This window comes from Caulobacter sp. HMWF025, assembly GCF_003060965.1.
Lineage (GTDB): Bacteria > Pseudomonadota > Alphaproteobacteria > Caulobacterales > Caulobacteraceae > Caulobacter.
In genome coordinates this window covers 19,116-22,366 of record NZ_QAII01000081.1, presented here as the reverse complement: position 1 = coordinate 22,366, position 3,251 = coordinate 19,116, and the positions used below count along the sequence as shown (strand labels likewise).

Below are 3,251 nucleotides of genomic sequence, written 5' to 3'. Positions count from 1 at the left end.
CTCCAGGCGACGGGCAGACCGCAGCTGCCGGAATCGCCGTGCCTTGAAGGCTTTACGCCGCCTCCGACGACTCCGGGATCCTGCAGGGGAGGTCCGGGGGCATCGGGGCGGCGTGCCGGGCGGGTCTGGCCGAACGCGCGTCAGGCGGCGGCAGGTTTCCGGGCGAAGATGAACTCGGCCTTCTTGCCGAAACCCCAGCGGTTGAGCGTCAGCGAGAAGGCGACCGTGGTCCAGAGGGTGATGAACATCATGTGGATGTAGTGCAGCGGTGCCCAGCCGAAGCTGAAGATCGCATAGAGCGCCACACCGAAGACCAGGCCGGCGATCGCCGCGCGGGCGTCGACATTGCGGAACAGCAGGCCGACGATGAACACCGACAGCACCGGCATGCTGGTCAGGCCGTTCAGCTTCTGCACCAGGTTGATGATGCTGTCGGCCCCGTCATAGACGGGCACCAGCAGCAGCGAGAGCACCACGAAACCGATGCTGACCAGCATGCTCAGGCGCGGCACGTTCGGCTTGGGCTGGATGTACTTTTCGTGGATGTCGCAGACATAGAGCGCCGCCGAAGAGTTCAGCACGCTGGCGAAGTGGGCCAGCACGGCCGAGGCGATGGCCGCAGCGAAGATGCCCGACATCCAGGTGGGCAGGACGTGCCAGACGATCTTGCCGTAGGCCGCGTCCCCGAGATGTCCGAACAGCTTGTAGGAGACGATGCCGGGGATCACGACCATCGGCGGCACGATCAGCAGGCGAATGACGGTCGCGGCGAACACGCCCTTCTGGGCTTCCTTCAGGTTCGGCGCAGCCATGGCGCGCTGGGTGATCGTCTGGTTGGTCGACCAGTAGAACATCTGGATGAAGATCATCCCGGTCAGCAGGGTGTGCCACGGGATCGGGGAGTCGTTGCCGCCGATCATGGTCAGGCGCTCGGGCGGGATGCCGCTGAAGTCGAAGCCGATCGCCTTCAGCGACAGGAACACCACCAGCATGCACATGGCGAGCAGGAGGATGCCGCTGTAGGTATCGGTCACGGCCACGGCGCGCAGTCCGCCGAAAATGGCATAGAGCGAGCCGGCGACGGCGAAGGCGGCGGCCAGCACGATGATCGGGATCTCCAGCCCGAACATCGACTTCATCATCAGCGCGCCGGTGTAGAGCATGATCGGCTGGTAGATGACGACATTGCCGACCAGAAAGATGGTGGCGATGGTCGAGCGGATGCCGACGTGACCGTACTTCTTCTCCAGAAGCTCGGTCACCGTCGTGCAGTTGTTGCGGTAGTAGATGGGCAGGAACACCCAGGCCAGAATACTGAGGCCCACGACCCCCGACAGCTCCCACCAGGCCAGCAGGGCCATCTGGTTGCCGTTCATCCCGACCAGCTGGTCAGTGCTGAGATTGGTGATCGTGATCGAGCCGGCGACGAAGATCCAGGACAGGCCACCGCCCGCCAGGAAGAACTCGCGGTTGCCGCCCTCGGCACCGCGGCCCTGGCCCCGGCATTTCAGATAGGTGATCAGGCCGATCAGGGCGGTGAGCCCCGCTGCGATCCAGGCTTGCGTCGTCTGCAGGTGCATGGCTTGGGCGTTTCCGTTGTTTTTGTTATCGGCCGGTCATCGGGATCACCGACGGCCTATTGAGGTTTGGGTGTGGCCGGCGGGTCATGGCGAAGGCGCAGGCCCAGCGCCCATCGACGCTGGAAGCCGGGCCAGTAGCCTGCCGTGGCCCCGTCGTCGGGACCGGCGAAGCGATCGGCCGCCGAGGCCCCCGGTGCCAGGGGCCAGGCCCCGTCAGAGGCACGCTCGGTCGGCACGCTGAGAAAAGCCCCGTGGGCCTTGTCGTTCTTGAGCCGGGCATCGAGGAAGGCGGTGATGAAGTGGCGGTTGATCGCCAGAATGCGGTCACGCCGCCAGACCGGCTCTTCGTGACGTTCGAGGGCCTGGAACCTGCCCGCCTCGGCCTCGGTTGCACCGTCCAGCGCGACATTGTGCCGGGCGTTCTCGTAAACCAGCAGGTGGCGATCCGCGCCGGTCAGGCCGGCATACAGCCAGGCGACGCCCTGGTCGTAGCCACTGACATCGTCCTGGTCGCCGACGATCAGCAGGGAGGGCGTGGTCACCCCGGCGAGGCCCGCAGCACTCCAGGCGCGCAGCGGCTGCGATCCGCCCCACGGCGCGAAGGCTACCATGGCCTTGACGCCCTTGGGCACACCCGAGGCGAAGCCCGGATCCTGGGTCGTGAAGGGCTTGAGCAGGTCGAAGGGCACCAGCTTGTAAAGCGCGCCCTCGGCGTCCAGTCCTGCGCCCATGGTCGTCACAGCGCCGAAGCCGCCCATCGAGTAGCCGATCAGCGCGACCTGATTTGGGTCGTAGACGTCCTTGAGCGGCCCCGTATCCGCCTGCCGGGCCAGTTCGGCGATGACGAAGCGCTGGTCGGCGACCCGGGTGATCAGGACGGAGGCGAACGACAGCTGGGGCATCGGCAGTGTCGAGGGCTCGAGATCGCGGTGCTCGATGGAGACGACCACATAGCCCTTGGACGCGAGATTCTCGGCCAGGTCGCTGAAGCTGGTCGCCCAGTTGCGATAGCCGTGGGACAGGATCACGAGCGGGAAGTGCTGGCCGCGCACCGGTCTGGCGTCGGCCTGGGCCGTGCCGGTCCTGTAGAACACAGCGGGCGCGGTGGGCGTGGCGCCGGGCTGGGTGTAGCGCACCGGGGGCGCGCCGGCCGCAGGCTTGACCGCCGGGTACCAGACCGTGACGGGCAGGACCCGATCGGACCGGGCGATGACGCCCCGGGCCAGGTCGCTGGCCAGAAGGTCGGGCTGGTCTCTATGGGTGAGGGTCAGGGTCTGAACGCCGACGGGATAGTCCCCGGGGCGGGACAGCTGGGGGCCGTCGGCGAGCGCCTGGCGCGCCTGGGCCGCGCCGGGCGCGATCAGGAGCAGGCCGAGGGCGAGACTGCACAGACGGTTCATGCCGGAGCCTTCCAGACCGCCACATCGCGCGGGGCGATGGTTTGGGCTCCGAGAACGAAGCGGGCGTTCGGCGGAGCAGGGGCCGCGATCGGCTGGTCCCCGTAGTTGAAGGCAAAGGTCAGGTCGCCGCGCCGGCGCAGGCGCACGTCGCGGGGCAGGCGCTGGGTTGCGACGCCGGCCTCGAGGCACAGGCTCTCGAGGAAGTCGGTCAGGAAGCGCCGGTCGCTGACGCTGCCCACATAGATCGCCTTGCCCGCGCGGACGATGGCCG

Annotated in this window: 3 protein-coding genes; all 3 read right to left on the bottom strand. The window is 67.5% G+C overall.

Annotated elements, in window-relative coordinates; genetic code table 11:
* Positions 1–140 precede the first annotated feature (140 nt).
* The gene (locus tag DBR10_RS09485) at positions 141–1,580 is read right to left on the bottom strand and encodes an SLC5 family protein (RefSeq protein ID WP_108504300.1); all 1,440 of its coding nucleotides are present in this window, start codon (positions 1,578–1,580) and stop codon (positions 141–143) included.
* A 56-nt stretch (positions 1,581–1,636) separates the two neighbouring features.
* Positions 1,637–2,980 carry an alpha/beta hydrolase family protein gene (locus DBR10_RS09480; RefSeq protein ID WP_108556291.1) on the bottom strand — a complete coding sequence of 448 codons (1,344 nt, stop codon included), beginning with the start codon at positions 2,978–2,980 and terminating at the stop codon, positions 1,637–1,639.
* Positions 2,977–3,251 (bottom strand): Beta-galactosidase C-terminal domain (locus tag DBR10_RS19300; protein ID WP_199225323.1); only part of this gene is annotated, 275 nt, incomplete at its 5' end. The genes DBR10_RS19300 and DBR10_RS09480, both read right to left, overlap by 4 nt.